The sequence below is a fragment of the Corynebacterium callunae genome (assembly GCF_046592015.1).
Taxonomy (GTDB): Bacteria; Actinomycetota; Actinomycetes; order Mycobacteriales; family Mycobacteriaceae; genus Corynebacterium; species Corynebacterium callunae_A.
In genome coordinates, this window is record NZ_JAWVOB010000005.1 from 25,144 (window position 1) to 39,759 (window position 14,616).

Annotated in this window: 12 protein-coding genes and 1 pseudogene; 7 read left to right on the forward strand and 6 right to left on the reverse strand. The window is 52.8% G+C overall.

Translation table 11 applies throughout. The annotated features are described in order from the left end of the window. Window positions 1–94: 94 nt before the first annotated feature. Window positions 95–496, forward strand: a complete 402-nt coding sequence (locus tag SFC07_RS06935) for a winged helix-turn-helix transcriptional regulator (RefSeq protein WP_411207507.1) — start codon at window positions 95–97, stop codon at window positions 494–496. A 72-nt stretch (window positions 497–568) separates the two neighbouring features. Here SFC07_RS06935 and SFC07_RS06940 read toward each other — a convergent pair whose 3' ends face one another. Next, window positions 569–1,012 (reverse strand): universal stress protein, encoded by a 444-nt coding sequence (locus SFC07_RS06940; protein WP_411207508.1) that lies wholly within the window; start codon window positions 1,010–1,012, stop codon window positions 569–571. Window positions 1,013–1,110: 98 nt separating this feature from the next. Continuing rightward, window positions 1,111–3,204, reverse strand: coding sequence for an excinuclease ABC subunit UvrB (gene uvrB, locus SFC07_RS06945; RefSeq protein WP_411207509.1), 2,094 nt, complete (start codon window positions 3,202–3,204; stop codon window positions 1,111–1,113). Window positions 3,205–3,419: 215 nt separating this feature from the next. Between uvrB and SFC07_RS06950 the strand changes: the two genes are divergently transcribed. From SFC07_RS06950 to SFC07_RS06975, 6 genes and pseudogenes are all read left to right on the forward strand, one after another. Continuing rightward, entirely contained in the window at window positions 3,420–6,539 is a 3,120-nt protein-coding gene (locus SFC07_RS06950; RefSeq protein WP_411207510.1) for an AAA family ATPase, read from the forward strand. A 158-nt stretch (window positions 6,540–6,697) separates the two neighbouring features. Further along, on the forward strand, window positions 6,698–7,606 hold the full coding sequence (locus tag SFC07_RS06955) for a ribokinase (protein WP_411207511.1): 909 nt from the start codon (window positions 6,698–6,700) through the stop codon (window positions 7,604–7,606). 20 nt (window positions 7,607–7,626) lie between these two features. Further along, window positions 7,627–7,803, forward strand: a pseudogene (locus SFC07_RS06960) (MFS transporter); the annotation flags it as partial. A 151-nt stretch (window positions 7,804–7,954) separates the two neighbouring features. Beyond that, complete coding sequence (locus tag SFC07_RS06965) at window positions 7,955–8,548, forward strand: hypothetical protein (protein ID WP_411207512.1); 594 nt, start codon at window positions 7,955–7,957, stop codon at window positions 8,546–8,548. After that, window positions 8,490–9,560, forward strand: a complete 1,071-nt coding sequence (locus SFC07_RS06970; RefSeq protein ID WP_411207513.1) for a Mu transposase domain-containing protein — start codon at window positions 8,490–8,492, stop codon at window positions 9,558–9,560. The genes SFC07_RS06965 and SFC07_RS06970 overlap by 59 nt, the downstream gene beginning before the upstream one ends. Window positions 9,561–9,563: 3 nt before the next feature. Beyond that, the gene (locus tag SFC07_RS06975) at window positions 9,564–10,346 is read left to right on the forward strand and encodes an ATP-binding protein (RefSeq protein WP_411207514.1); all 783 of its coding nucleotides are present in this window, start codon (window positions 9,564–9,566) and stop codon (window positions 10,344–10,346) included. A gap of 599 nt (window positions 10,347–10,945) precedes the next feature. Here the strand turns inward: SFC07_RS06975 and SFC07_RS06980 are convergent. From SFC07_RS06980 to SFC07_RS06995, 4 genes are read right to left on the reverse strand one after another with little or no spacing between them, the layout of a single operon-like run. Next, window positions 10,946–11,695 (reverse strand): glycosyltransferase family 2 protein, encoded by a 750-nt coding sequence (locus tag SFC07_RS06980; RefSeq protein WP_411207515.1) that lies wholly within the window; start codon window positions 11,693–11,695, stop codon window positions 10,946–10,948. Between the two features lie 7 nt (window positions 11,696–11,702). Then, on the reverse strand, window positions 11,703–12,638 hold the full coding sequence (locus SFC07_RS06985; protein ID WP_411207516.1) for a glycosyltransferase: 936 nt from the start codon (window positions 12,636–12,638) through the stop codon (window positions 11,703–11,705). Continuing rightward, the gene (locus SFC07_RS06990) at window positions 12,635–13,744 is read right to left on the reverse strand and encodes a glycosyltransferase family 4 protein (protein ID WP_411207517.1); all 1,110 of its coding nucleotides are present in this window, start codon (window positions 13,742–13,744) and stop codon (window positions 12,635–12,637) included. Before SFC07_RS06990 ends, SFC07_RS06985 begins: the two co-directional genes overlap by 4 nt. Then, window positions 13,741–14,616, reverse strand: coding sequence for a glycosyltransferase (locus SFC07_RS06995; RefSeq protein WP_411207665.1), 876 nt, complete (start codon window positions 14,614–14,616; stop codon window positions 13,741–13,743). The genes SFC07_RS06990 and SFC07_RS06995 overlap by 4 nt, the downstream gene beginning before the upstream one ends.

The following is a 14,616-nucleotide window of genomic DNA, read 5'->3' on the forward strand; positions in this document are numbered from 1 at the left end:
TTTCTTCGGAGGAATTAACTTATGCAAACATAGCACTAACAAAAAATAAGTGCAATACTTTCTTTGGTTAAATCTGGAGACTAAGGTTAAAGCCATGACTGACCCAACCGTTGACACTCAAAGCCCAGCTCCCAATGTTTTATCTGCTGCGTGTTCCTCTCGAGTGGCATTACAAGAGGTCACGGGCAAATGGGGCGGATTGACAATTTTGGCCTTGGAACAAAGCGAAGGCCCCCAAAGGTTTTCGGAGATTCGCCGAAAAGTTGAGGGCGTGAGTGATCGCATGCTCTCGCAAACCCTTGGCAAATTAGAGCGAGACGGCATGGTGGAACGCACTGTTCATAGCAGCATTCCGCCCCATGTGGACTACCACCTCACTCCCCTAGGCCTGAAGATTGCTGCTCCTTTAAGGCTGCTTGCTGGCACAGTAGAAGCCGAGTTGGCCAAGGTGTTGGAGGCCCAAGAAGAATTTGATGCTAAAAGCCACAGTGTTTAAGCCAAGAAAGACTAAAGCCGGTTTTCACTCCCCAATCGGAGTGAAAACCGGCTTTTTCTTTAGCAAAAGCTCTTAGTTCACGGTGTGCACAATCATGACATCGCAGTCAGATTGGCGGGCAACATCAGCTGGAACGGAACCCAGCAAACGGCCGGTGAGTGAGTTGATACCACGGTTACCAACTACCAGCAGGTCAGCCTGGTTGTCATTAACCATACCCATAAGAGCTTCAACAGGAGTACCTGGGCGAACCTCGGTCTGAATGTTCTTGCAACCAGCAGCGCGAGCAACCTCAGAAGCCTTTTCCAGGTTTTCACGTGCAGGATCATCACCAAGAATGCTCATGGAATCCTGGCGGAGAGTCTTGGAGGCATCCTCTTTGCTCTCGTAGTAGGCACATCCAATGATCAATGTGGCATCAAAGGCTGCAGCAATTTTCGCAGCGCGCTCCACTGCGAGCAGAGAAGACTTAGATCCATCAGTACCGACGACGACTTTGCTGTAACTCTCGCTCATGTCACCTTTCCCTAAAGCTCTGGGCAGGAAAATCCCTGCTGCTGTGTCATTGGCCTTAAGTCTAACAAAATAGTTGGTGCTTAAGGGTGAATTTACGCTTAGATACCTGCGTCTTTAATTCCACGGAGTTCTTTTTTGAGTTCAAAGATTTCATCCCTTAAACGCCCAGCCAACTCAAACTTCAACTCCCTGGCTGCCGCAGCCATCTGAGCGCTGAGGTCGTCGATAAGCTTTTGTACCTCTTTTGCTGGCAAGCTAGAGATATCCGGCTTGGCAACCACCGCGGCATCCGCAGAAACACCAGTGGATTCTGAGGTGTTTTCATAAACCTGGTCCAGGATATCGGCGATCTTTTTGCGCAGTGGCTGCGGATCAATGCCGTGTTCCTTGTTATAGGCCACCTGCTTTTCGCGGCGTCGATCAGTTTCCTCGATGGCGTTGGCCATGGAATCGGTGATCTTGTCGGCGTACATGATGACCTCGCCGGAGACGTTACGGGCGGCGCGGCCGATGGTCTGAATAAGTGAGGTGGTCGAACGCAGGAAGCCTTCTTTATCGGCGTCCAAAATGGCCACGAGGGAAACTTCGGGCAGGTCAAGGCCCTCGCGGAGCAGGTTAATACCCACCAGCACGTCATATTCGCCAAGGCGCAGCTGACGCAGCAATTCCACACGTTGCAAGGTGTCAATATCTGAGTGGAGGTAGCGGACTTTAATGCCGTTTTCCAGCAGGTAATCGGTGAGGTCCTCGGCCATTTTCTTGGTCAAGGTGGTCACCAAAACGCGCTCCTCCTTAGCGGTGCGCTCGCGAATTTCGTGGATCAGATCATCAATCTGGCCCTTGGTGGGCTTGACCGTAATCTTTGGATCGATCAGGCCAGTAGGCCTAATCACCTGCTCCACAAATTCGCCGCCAGCTGCAGCCATTTCAAACTTGCCTGGAGTTGCAGACATAAAGACCGTTTGGCCACGGCGTTCATCAAATTCTTCCCAGGTCAAAGGGCGGTTATCAAGGGCTGAAGGCAGACGGAAGCCGAATTCCACCAGGTTGCGCTTGCGGGAGGTATCGCCTTCAAACATGCCACCGATTTGCGGCACGGTGACGTGGGACTCGTCAATAATGGTGAGGAAGTCTTCGGGGAAATAATCAATCAGAGTCGCAGGCGCAGTTCCAGCGGCACGGCCATCAATATGGCGCGAGTAGTTCTCAATGCCGGAGCAAAAACCAACCTGTTCAATCATTTCCAGGTCATATTCGGTACGCATGCGCAGACGCTGGGCTTCCAGCAGCTTGCCGCGGTTTTCCAGATCAGCCAGGCGCTCCTCCAGCTCCGCCTTAATATCTGCCACCGCTTTTTCCATGCGCTCAGGCCCTGCAACATAGTGCGTAGCTGGGAAGATACGCACTTCCTTGACGTTGCGCACCACGTCGCCAGTGAGGGGATGGATGTAATAGAGCGCATCAATTTCATCACCAAAAAACTCAATACGCACGGCTAATTCCTCATATGCCGGAATAATATCCACAGTGTCGCCCTTAACGCGGAACGCTCCGCGGGTAAAACCAACATCATTGCGGTCATATTGAATATCCACCAGCAAGCGCAGGAAACGATCACGCTCAATTTCCACGCCGGTTTCCAGCACAATCGAACGGTCCAAATAAGACTGCGGCGTACCCAAACCATAAATACAGGACACCGAGCTCACCACCACCACATCGCGGCGGCTCAACAAGGAAGACGTAGCCGAGTGGCGCAGGCGCTCCACATCCTCATTGATGGAGGAATCCTTTTCAATATAGGTATCCGTCTGCGCAATATAGGCCTCAGGCTGGTAATAGTCGTAGTAAGACACGAAATATTCCACGGCATTATTGGGCAATAATTGGCGCAGCTCATTGGCCAACTGCGCAGCCAAGGTCTTATTCGGCGCCATCACCAAGGTGGGCCGCTGCTGCTGCTCAATCAACCACGCTGCCGTCGCCGATTTACCGGTACCAGTGGCGCCCAAAAGCACGATATCGCGCTCACCACGGTTAAGGCGCTCATCTAATTCTTTAATCGCCGCTGGCTGATCGCCTGCGGGCTCAAATTCACTAATGACCTCAAATTTGTCATCACTACGTTCAATCTCACCAACCGGACGGTGCTCGGAATGGGAGAGGACTGGGTGTTCAGCAGCAAAAGCCATGCCTCACACTCTACGCCACCACGCGGACACAATAAACGTTCATTTTTTCGATTAAGCACCCAGGCGCTTTTCGACGAAAAGATAGTGGTGGAATCACACCTGATTGGATCCCCTGCTTTGTTCGATTGTGTGTTAACTCAAAAATCTTGATGTCCGACCCATATGCTTCAATGCTTCCACACGATAAAAATTCAATCCAGGAGCTGCTTAACGCCATGTCTATCACTATTACTTCAGAATTCGAATCTGCATTGGAATCCATCAATTCGGGACGCCATGTGTTGATTTCAGGCAAAGCAGGCACTGGCAAGTCGACATTGCTTCGTACTTGTTTGGAGTCTCTTCCCAGTGAAAATGTCCTAGTAACTGCTCCCACTGGTGTTGCTGCACTTAATGTCGAAGGATTCACCATCCATAAAGCATTTGGCTTTCGGCCGGGAATGTACCCTGATGATCTCAAACCTGGAGGGGAATGGCATCCAAGCTCCCAGGTAAGAAACGTTCTCAAAGTAATCGACGTACTCGTCATCGATGAAATCTCTATGGTCCGGGCAGACCTTTTCGAAATGATTGATATCGCTTTGCGCAGCATTAGGCGTTCTGAGCAGGCATTTGGTGGCGCGCAACTAGTTCTGGTGGGCGATTTGCTGCAGCTACCTCCAGTAGTGACAAATAGTGAATCCGAAATATTTAGTACGCGCTGGGAATCCCCCTATTTCTTCTCCGCGCATTGTTTTGATGACCTCGAGCTCACAAATATCACTCTGACCACGGTGTGGAGGCAAACTGATAATGAGTTTCTTGAGGTGCTCAATCAAGTTCGCGAAGGTAGCGTCGGGGATGCAGCCTTAAAAATCTTAAACGCTCACGTCGATCCGAATTTTCAAGCTCCCAACGATTGGGTTACCTTGGCTTCACACCGTCGCACGGTAGACAAAATTAACCAGGCACGACTCCAAGAACTTACGGCTGAAAAGTTCATTTCCCACGCTCAATTTGAAGACCATGTTGATAGCAGCTCTTTTAGCGGATCCGAGGAGCTTCACTACTGTGTCGGCGCTCGCGTGATGACGATTATCAACGATTCTCAGAATCGTTTTGTTAATGGCAGTTTTGGATCTATTGTCGCTGCGACCGCCGATTCAATCCAGGTGCGCCTTGACCACAATGGTGAAGTAGTCGACCTAGGAATCCATACCTGGGAAGTGAAACGTCCCTCAATTTCAGAGGGCACACTGGGCAGTGAAGTGATTGCGAGCATCAAACAGTTCCCGGTGATTCTTGCATGGGCAATTACCATCCATAAATCTCAAGGTAAAACTATCCCGAAGCTTTTTATCAATTTAGCTGGCGGAACAACGACCGACGGGCAGTTTTACGTTGCACTCTCTCGTGGTGTTGATCTGGAAAATCTGAAATTCAGTGCACCTGTTGAAGCTCGACATATCCGCGCAAACAACACCTTGGTTCGCCGGATTAGACGTGAAGTCTCCGCCTCAGTCACCGCATCGAGAGTTATTTTCCTCTCCGTTGATGGCGTCAATTTTGGAATAAGTGATCACGTCATCAGAATCCACGCCGTTATTATTCAAGAAGGTGCGGAGGTCGCAGACTTTGGCAGCTGGATTAATCCCATGTCTGACCTAGGCGAATTTGGCCGAACCAATAATGTCCCCGCCGGTGGCCTGACCCTTGCACCAACATTGGGAGATTTCTGGCCGCTGCTAAAGCGACAAGCTGCTGGCGGAATTGTCGTCGGAGATCGCCTCCCTATGCTTGAACGTGCAGTAAGGCATCAAGAAAAAGGTCTCGACCTCGCCGTCGGAGTTGGCTATGACATCTCAGACTTTGAATTTCAACCCCAAGGCAATGACGTAACCCAAAGATGTCAGAGTATGGCCTACGCTTTTCAACAAAACCCCTTTAATCTTGATCGTGGCCAAGTTGTGCCACCGGCCGATCAAGAGTCTGAGGGTGCAGTTTTTATACCTACCTGGGCAAACAACAGCCCGATGAAACTAGACCCCGCCCGCGCCACTGATTCTGACAATGCTTGGGCAGCCTTTTCTGGCGGTCCCACAACTAACCTCGATCAGGCCGAATTGGAGGAAACAGCAGAGATATTATCAGCCTGGGCAATCTCCCGTGGATCTTGGAACACCGCTCAATATGATGACGTTCGTGAACGGGCATCAAAAGCAGGACTGCAACACCTCACCATTGAAGCTCCTGTTGAAGAAACCCAAAATATCGCTGAGCTCTTGACTCCCGGCACTCGAATCGCTTTCACCGGACGCAATGAGCTTTTGGGCGTACCTGCTGATGATGACCGTTTACAAGAACTTTGCGCTGCTAAAGGTCTGGAATATAAGAAATCGGTGTCCAAGAGTCGCTGCGATGTTCTCGTCGCGGGTGATCCAGCGTCAATGTCACGCAAAGCTCAAAATGCGAGGGAATTTGGCAAACCAATTATCTCGCAGGCTGATTTTGAAGATTGGTATCGCTATGGCCCTGTCCTCACTACTCCGGTAGCAGATCCCATTCCTGATTCTCCGATGCCGACCCAGGAGGAAAAATCCGCAGGAACAAAATCACCGGAACTTGCTGCACAGCAATGGGTCGCCCCAGCAGATTTCTTTCAGCCTGGTACTCGAGTGGCTTTCCGCGGATCCACTTTTGTCAACGGTGAGCTTTATACCCAAGGGGAATCTCTCCAAAGCCTATGTGCTTTGCTTGGCTTGGAATATAAGCAGGCCGTAACCAAAACTCGATCCGATGTCCTGGTAACCGACGATCCGCTCGCCACCGATGGCAAAATGTCCTTGGCCTTGCGCTATGAAAAGCCATTAATGCATCAAGAGGATTTCAGTGCATGGGCCACCGCCAAACTTGAAAAGATGGCCGAGGGCAAAATCGAAACCCCAATTGATCTTGAGCCAGCACCTGCCACGGTTGTTGAGGCGCCGGTTGTGCGCCATCATGCACCGATCACTACCGAGCCGGAAAAAGATCCAACTCCTCAAGAACTCATGCAAAAAGCAATCGATTATCAATTGGAAAGCGCAGGCCTGCAGCTTCAGAAATCACCGACACAATTCCTGGCCAAACCGGTAGAAACTGCGCCTACCCTCTCTCCGACAACGAACACTGCTGCTGCCAAATTTAAGAAATGGGGTAAAGCAACAGGAATTCTCTTTGTCCTTAGCAATGTCATCGGCATTGCTGGCGTAACAGGGCTGGGAGCACTTGGAGTTCTTACTTCCTTAGGTATGGCGGTTGTTGTTGCCATTTATGGGGTAAAAGCTGCGCTCTATAAGGCCAATCAAAAGCAATAGTTTTTTCACTCCGTGGTCTTCCAACCACGGGGTTTTTCATGGTTAGCGCTCCCCCTTCACACCCCCTTGTCAAAAAAGCCATCGGCACTATAAGTTTGATCTAAGACTTTTATGTAAACGTTTGCATAGAGCTAAAACAATTCAGAAAGGACACGTCCATGGCTGAAAAACAGTCCATTGTCGTGGTCGGATCGATCAACGCCGATCTGACCACCCACGTCCAAAGACACCCCAACCCCGGCGAAACCCTCCTCGGTAGCGGAGGCACCGTCAGCGCCGGTGGAAAAGGGGCAAACCAAGCAGTCGCAGCAGCTCAGCTCGGTGCCAATGTCTCCATGGTTGGCGCCATCGGAAATGATGCGATGGCCAAAGACGCAATGGTCCACCTGGAAAAATCCGGCGTGGATACCGATCCTGTCGCAACTATTGATGGTCCCACCGGCCTGGCAGTAATCACCGTCTCCGCCGATGGAGAAAACACCATCATCGTCGTTCCAGGCGCAAACGCTCAGGTGGATGCGGGTTTCGTCGAAAAGCACGCAGAGCTTATTAAGTCCGCCGGCATTGTGCTGCTGCAAGGAGAAATCCCAGCTAGCGGCTTTGCGCGTGCGGTGGACCTGGCGCAGGGTCGAGTGGTTGTTAACCTCGCACCAGTTGTTGAGGTTGGACATGAGCAACTTCTCAAGGCCAATCCTTTGGTGGTTAATGAACATGAAGGTGCCTTGGTGCTGGAGCTGCTCGGTGCTCCCCTCCAGTCCGGTGACCCCCAATATTTGCTCAAAGCACTGCTTGAACAGGGCTTTAATACTGTTGTGATGACTCTAGGAGCTAAGGGTGCGCTTGTTGCTGATGCACAAGGCCTCACAGAGATTCCAACTCCGACTATCCACGCTGTCGATACCACCGGTAGTGGCGATGGCTTTGTGGGCGCACTCGTCGCAAAGCTTGCCGACGGCGCCGACCTGGTTGCCGCCTCCAAGTTTGCGGCGCGCGTTGGCGCTTTTGCCGCCACCCGGGCGGGCGCGCAGGCTTCCTACCCCACCCTCGATGATGAGCTACCCTCCTAAAAAACGAAAAGAGCCTGAACATGTCAACTCCTGTGGAGCCGAGAAAAGCCTCGGCCGCAACTGTTGTGCCCCTCATGATTACGCTGCTGGTGGCGGTTTTTGCGTTCCAGCCCAACGCGTCAATGCTGGCGCCTGCGCTGGCCACCATGGAGGTCGAGCTAAATGCCACGACCGCCCCAATTGGTATGACCCAAACCTGATGCGTTCGGCTATTTAGTACCGGTTTTCTGGATATCGGGAACCGATGTTCTGGATATCGGAAACCGGGGGTAGTTTTCCTGTCACACTTTGAGGGACGGCCCGCACACTGACGAAAGTGCGGGTCGCATTCCCCTCAAGGAGACCATCATGACTACCGATTACCGGTCGATCATGTTGTGGCTGTTAGACGGGCGATCCTACACAGAGATCTCCAGATCTCTTGGATGCTCCCGAAAGACCATCAGCCATACCAAATATGTCCTGACCAACCAGAATCTCACTGTTGAGCAGATACAAAATCTGTCATCTGCCCAGATTGAGGAGCTCTTTCCCGACAACCGGCGTCGCGACCCAGCACAATTCCCCCAGCCCGACATGGCGACCATCGCCAAGCGACGGATGACCCGCACACGTGTCACCCGCAAAGTTGAATGGGAACGCTACCTGAGGTTGCCTGCCCCACCTGGAGGCGAGCATTACTCTTACCCGCAGTTTTGCTCACTGTTTGAAGACTACGTCGATGAAAACAATCTCACCGCCGCGGTCAACCACCTTCCAGGCGATGTCATGGAGGTCGACTGGGCAGGGGAAACCATGACCGTGGTGGACCCGTTGTCGGGTCAGGAACACAAAGTCCAGATCTTTGTGGCAACCCTGCCGTTTTCCGGCATGATTCATGCCAGTGGCTGGTTTAACCAGCGGCATGCGCAACTGGCTCTACGCCCACCAGCAGGCCTTTGACTACTTCAGTGGTGTCACCCGGATCGTGGTTCCTGATAACGCGTCCACAGCCACAAACCAAGTCGCCAAGACCACCCGGGTGCGGGATCTGAACAAGCAGTACGCCACCTTCAGCACTCATTTCGGGTTCGGGGCTGTGGCTGCCAAGCCCTACACGCCGAAGGATAAACCCAGTGTGGAAAAAGGCGTCGATATTGCCGAACGCTGGATCATTGAATACCTCGATGACCGCACGTTCTTTTCCCTTGACCAACTCAACCACGCCATCAGTGAGCGGGTGGACTGGATCAATAACCGTTCACAGTTCCGGGGACATGATATTTCCAGACACGAGATCTTTGACGAGTTCGAACAACCAGAACTACTGAGCCTGCCCGATGAGCACTGGTCCTGGGCGCAGTGGCGTAAATCCAAAGTGGGGATGAATTACCACATCAGAGTGGATAATCACTTCTATTCGGTGCCGTGGAAACTGGCAGGAAAAACCGTGGAGACCTGCATCCTGGACACCGCCATCGAGGTGATCTTTGATAATGAAATTGTCGCCCGGCATCGCCGTGCGCCCGCGAACTTTCAGTACTCCACTCTGGATGAGCATGTTACCCCATCGCATAAGGATTTGGGACAACGCTGGGATCGGTACCGGATTTTATCCTGGGCGCAGAGTATAGGGACTTCCACCTTCACCGTCATCGAGCAGATGTTTAACGCCAGGAAAGTCGAAGCCCAAGCCTATAATAGTGCCCTTGCTGTACTGGCTCTATCCAAGGATTACTCCCGGGTCGAATTGGAACAGGCTTGCCAGATCATCGTGGCCGCCAAACAGGTGCCATCGACCCGCAAAGTCAAAGATCACCTGTCCAACCTGCGTAAACACCCTGAGGTGCTAGTGGATTCACCGCAGATCACAGCACCGTCGCCACCGCGACGAGTATCCACCAGGCCGGCGTCGTTGCCGGATAATTCCAGCGTGCGTGGTGCGGGTGCCTTTGTGTTTAAGGAGGTAGACTAAGCAATGACACTGTCAGCAGAGGATATGGATCTGTTCAAGGATCTACGGATGGCTGAATTCGGACGCGTGATCCAGGAAATCATTGATGACCCTGATCGGGACCACGACAGCTTTGAAGACAAAGTTAAAGAGGCCCTTTATGCCCAGCGTAACGCCAGGGACAGCCGACGCATCGAGAGGTTGATGCGGGAGGCCTGTTTGCAGCAATCTGTTGCGGCGTTGGAGCGTTTTGATGTCACGACCGACCGCGGGATCACCACTGATCGGATCAACCGGTTGGCGACGGGCGAGTGGATCATTCATGGGCAAGATATTTCGATTACCGGTGCCACAGGCACGGGTAAAAGTTTCCTGGCTCAAGCACTGGGTGTCAATGCGTGTCGGATGCAGTTTCATACCAGGTATTTTCGGATGTCAGATCTTGGCGACGATTTCGACATGTTGCGTGAGAACACGATGAAGCGGAAGAAATTCATGGCGTCATTAATGAAAGCATCGTTGGTGATTATTGATGATTTCTTGGCGACAACGGTGTCGCAGCACGCCTTGGAGCAGGTGTTTAATTTGCTGGTGGCCAGAGAACGGTCATCGACGGTGATCGCCAGTCAGCATCAGCCGGATTATTGGTATTCCGTGTTTGCCGATGCCGCGATCGCCGATGCGGTGTTGAGTCGGCTGTCTACCAACGGGGTACTGTTCCGGCTCAAGGGTGAGGATATGCGAACCCGTCCTGAGGTGGAGGCTGGAACTCAGGTGGTTAATACCACGATTCCTCGTCATTTGTGACGTTAGTTTGCGGTCGCGGGGGTAAAACGAGCGGTACCGCATAGTCAGAACGGCGGTACCGCTTCATAAGAACATCGGTTTCCAAAGAAAGCGCGGATCATCACACAAGGCATTGTGGCAAACCATTAGAATTCGCATCGAATACCCTAATGATTCCACACGATTTAAGTAGGCCGAGCCATGGGCAAATGATTCAGTCTTTCGAACCATCATTGGCAGCTGATGCGACACATATCTACTGCGTGGTACACACCACTTGGAGGGGAGAGCAAACCGCAACCGGTGAGATCTCTATTTTTATTTCTCCATGGACCAGAGAGGTTTGTATTGAGAAAAGTACGAAGCCCTATAATCAGTTCGCACCTTTAATTATTGCTGGAAAGATGACAATAATGTCGAAACCTACGTTCAATCAAGAAGGATTCTGCTGAGCTGGAACATTCAGAGTATTCGGGAGAAAGTTCCTGATTGTTGGACGGGCCCTTTCACTGCCCAGATCCATGTCGATTTTGAAAAACCTTCAGGCAAAGTTGCAGAGATGCCCCTCTATCTAGAACATGCGATTGAGATGTAGAGGTTTAGCGTTGACAAGCGTCATTTTAGGTGCGTACCCAGCCATCGTCACCACGCCTCACCAACCCGCGTTCAGAGAATGCCACCAGCCAGCCCTCCATGGGCCAGACACCCCAAATGGAGTGGAAGCGCGTCGCGTTAGCCAAGATATCATCGAGGTGCTCGACCGGTGGTAAGGATACTGGGTGCCACTGATGATAGGCGTGGGCTCCGCCCACCCAGCGCAGTTTTTTACCCTGCGCCCGGAGGCGGAACGCGAAATCAGTATCTTCGCCTCCATATCCAACGTAACCCTCATCAAAACCTCCGCTATCCTGCCATGCGGAAGCAGTCATCGCGAAGGAAAGCGACCAAAATAACTTCCACTCTTCTTCTGTCCCTAACCTACTCTGCCCTGCGGGCAGGTTCGGACGCGCTGGGTGGGGGTTAGTCAACTCCAGCAAAGTGTCTAATTGATATCCCCGATCGTCAGGTTCCTGAAGGTAGGTGACCGGACCACAGAGCACTTCATCAGGCCAGTTACGCGCTGCCTCCACGTAGAAAGGTATTAAGAAGGGCCCTGGAATGCAATCAGCATCAAGGAAAATCAGTAGCTCGACCCCGTCTGCCATAGCCCTGGAAGCCACTTCGTTGCGGGCACGCGCCAGGTTCATATCTGTGTCAATATAACCACGGTAGTGTGGAGTACCTTGTGCCCATTTCTTCAATCCTTCCAGCTGCATGTCCACATGCTCTTGTCGTGAATCATCAGCTATGGTCACTACCGCATACTTCATATTCTGGTTAATTTCCTTCCACGTTGGCCACATTATTAATCACCGCTGCAGCTCTTTCAACTGCACCTTCGGCTTGCCAGAGGTGCCAGTTCGCTGCTCTATTCCTCGCGTGTTCAAACAAGACCTCCCATTCTCCCGGTTCCGGGAATGTGGTGGGAACTACTGCAATCCGGGCTTGGGCCAGCGTCTTTGCGGTGGCGCTCTGCTCACCAAAGGGACGGTCCTGCGGGAGGATAATCGCAGGAGTTCTAGTAATGGCAAGGTCAGCTACGGAGTTCTGTCCGGCCGCTGCGATCGCTACCGAAGCACTCAAAAGCAGTGGAATAGGGTTGTCCACGAACTTATCTCCGCCAAGCACCGTGGCCTCCGGCCAGGTATGACTATCAAAGTCATCACCGCCTGCACCACGAAGGATTACGACACCGGACCGTTGGCATGACTTCGTCGGAGGTTCGAAGCGGGAGATTCCACCAACCATGTGGAGCTTATTCTCGTGGGCAATCAGATGAGTGGGTACGGGAACCCAATCCGGCCATGCAGCGATTATGGCGCTAGCCTGGTGATAGCTCAATTGATGGGGTTGATCATGGCGAAAGCCTGGCATGGCGATCGTAATTACGGGAATGCCCATCAGACGTACGAAGACAGCGATCTCGACGGAACAATCTACATAGAATGCGCGGGGGCGATGCTTGGTGATCCAGGCGGCGATAAGCGCCAAACGCTGCGTGTGTCCTGGTACTCCTATAGGCGACCAATGGAGAGTCCCCCCAGCCGTCAGATCCCGGGGGATGGGATTATCCGGATCAGTGTCCAAGGGCAACTGAATATCCGCGCCCGGTGCGGAGGAAAAGATCACAGTTTCCTCTTTCAGATGCCTAGCAATAGAACGCACGCGGTGCAGGTGCCCGCTACCGCTGTGGTGTGCATACATGCCGATCATGGCTGGGCCTCCTCATGGGCAAAAGTGGCGGTACGGGACACAACTCCGGTGGTGACTGGAGCTTTTTTCGGGTCCGATCTCCCTGTTGTCACTTTTCTATACACCGCGAGGTAGCGGTCGAGGAAAGCAGCTATACCATAATTTTCACGGGCATAATGGGCGACCCTTGTGCGGTCGATGAACCTCGAATCACGAATGGCCTGAGCGAGCGCTTCGACGTTACCAGCCTCTACCGAAGGGCATGGTGAGGCCTCTAGTACGTCAGCCATCCCACCACGGGCAAATGCCGCGACTGGGGTGCCACAAGACATCGCCTCGATGGAGACCAACCCGAAGGGTTCTTCCCACTCCGGGGTGATCACCGCGACGCGAGAATGACCAACCCGCTCCGCCAGTAGGGTGTGATTGAGAGTTCCGATCCACTGCACATCGTTGCCTAGACGCGGTACGATCTCACTTGCCCAATAGGTCGGGCTGGAACGTCGGCCCACAATCGTCAGTGGGATTCCAGCCTTGCGGCAGGCGTCGATAGCCAAGTGTGGTGCCTTCTCCGGCACGATACGTCCAAACCAAATAGCACTCTCGCCTCCAGACCCCTCTCGCCAGACAGAGCAATCCACCGCGTTAGGGATGACCTGGATTCCAGGCAGAGCCCAGCTGGCGGCGGTAGAGTTGCTGACTGCGGTAAAAACGCTTCTCGATTCCGGCGCCACCGCTGCCATACGATCTACCGGTGGGCAGTGCAAGGTGGTAACCAGGGGCAGGGTCTGTGATAACAACAGTTCCGGGTGCAAACTATTGTTATGCACCACGTCGTAGTCGCTTGCCTCAAGGTGCGCCCGCAGACGCGCGAACGCCCGATCCTCCTGTTCCGAATGCCCAGGCGGATAAGCGTGATCGTTTTCCTCGGCGGTAGTGAACCGCCAATCTGGTCTGGGGAACTCAAAATCACGGACATGTCCCTCGGACCCAGCTGTGGCGTACAAGTCCACCTCATGCCCTCGATTGCGCAAACTATTGACTAGGATGCCGCAATATGCCTCTAGGCCACCGGCATAGGGTTCAATAATGGGGTGTCGCCCCGGTGCAACAACAGCAATTTTCATAGCTCACCCGCTGCAGTGAGATAAACGTGACGATGTTGGCCACTGACATCTGGCACCGGGTGTGGACGCACGGGGTAGCAGCTTTCTAGCATTGCCACAGCGCGAGCTGCATCTTTGCCGTCACCGGTGCGGTAGGTAGCCACACCATCATCACCCGGCATCTGAGATGCATAACAACCACAATCCGGGACGGCCACGCTGACGCCGAGATCGCGGCACATGCGCAACCAGCCAGAATGGGTTCCACATTTATATGGCAATACGACCACTCGGTGTCGAGCGATCGTGGTGTGCAATGTTTGATCATCCATGGGCATGTGCACGTAATCGGCCATACTTGTTAGTTCCAATGGCCCATTCTCATGGATGTAGATCTCTGCGCCTAGATCGCGATAAAACCCCGGATCGGTGATGACATTGGCGCGCACCGATTTAAGGAACACCCCGGCGCGGTTAGTAGTTGGGTGTGGTTGACCTTTGGTGATCGCGGGGTGTGGAGTCACCTCTACTGCGCTGCCATAACGCCTGTAGACGACCTCCGCTGCCTGCTGCGAAAGCGTGAATACATGAGTAGCAGCCCGAGTAAGAATGCGCAGTTGTTCGTGGTAATTGCTCTGGTCAGTCAGGTGGGGATTATCCAAATCATGAATCGTGAGCACCAGCGGAATACCAATGCGATCGAGCACTTCAGTGAACTGTCTGGTCTGTTCCAAGGTAAGATGTTCAAACCCGAAATGAACATGAACCACATCCACCTTCCGTGAGTTGTGCCACCATTCAGGTGTAAACGCGGGGTGGGGCCACCACTGCTCTGGGTTATCAGGGTTCACCACTGGATCTGGCAACACTGTGATTTCTTCCCATCCCCCCAC